Source organism: Burkholderia sp. WTPI3 (assembly GCF_021483755.1).
Classification (GTDB): domain Bacteria; phylum Pseudomonadota; class Gammaproteobacteria; order Burkholderiales; family Burkholderiaceae; genus Burkholderia.
Window position 1 is genome coordinate 1 of the sequence record NZ_JAGIXF010000225.1, and the last position, 913, is coordinate 913.

Here is a 913-nt window from a genome sequence, read left to right on the forward strand (position 1 = left end):
TCATGATCATCCCCTCGGGTTGCCGCCGCGCCGTCCGATCCGGCACGACGCACGGAAGCCCATGCGCTGACATCCCGATGAAATTCGGGACGTCGGTTCATGATGGGCAGTGAATCGCGCGCAGTCCGTCCGCTAACGTACCGGCCCGGATGCCGACCTGTCGCGTCAAGGAAGGACCGCTTGCGCCGCCCCCAGCGTCACGACCACGCTGTGACGCCGACCGTCGTCCACGAGTCGCACCGTCGCTTCTCCGGCGGTGAGCCGCACGCCATCCACGACGAGGCGGGACACGCCGCCGCTGACGTCGTCCGGATTCTCGACGACGATGTCGTAGTGCGACGCCCCGTGGCGCAGCGTTGCCCTGAAGCCCGGCCAGGATCGCGGTATGCACGGTTGAATGGACAGCATGTCGCCATGCCTGTGCAGGCCGAGCAGGCCTTCGACGCCCGCACGATATAGCCAGCCCGCCGAGCCGGTGTACCAGGTCCAGCCGCCCCGGCCGACATGCGGCGTAACCGAATAGACGTCGGCGGCGACCACGTAGGGCTCCACCCGATAACGATTCGCGCCGCTGCGCGTGCGGCTCCGATTGACCGGATTGAGCAGCGCGAACAGATTCGCAGCGCGATCGCCGTCGCCCATTTGCGCGAACGCGAACACTGACCACGCGGCCGCATGCGTGTACTGGCCGCCGTTTTCCCGGATGCCCGGCGGGTAGCCCTTGATATAACCGGGATCGACCGGCGAATGATCGAACGGTGGTGCGAACAGCAAGGCCAGGCCATCGTCGCGGCGGATCAACTGCGCATCCAGCGCGTCCATTGCCCGTGCGGCGCGCATCGGGTCCGCCGCGCGCGACAGCACGCTCCACGACTGCGCGATCGCGTCGATCGCACATTCGGCGTTGCCGGCC

1 protein-coding gene is annotated in these 913 nt (G+C 67.7%); it reads right to left on the bottom strand.

The genetic code is table 11. From position 1 onward, the window contains the following. Window positions 1–165 precede the first annotated feature (165 nt). The coding region (locus J7024_RS37010) for a GH36-type glycosyl hydrolase domain-containing protein (RefSeq protein ID WP_442861920.1) at window positions 166–913 on the bottom strand (748 nt) is incomplete at its 5' end.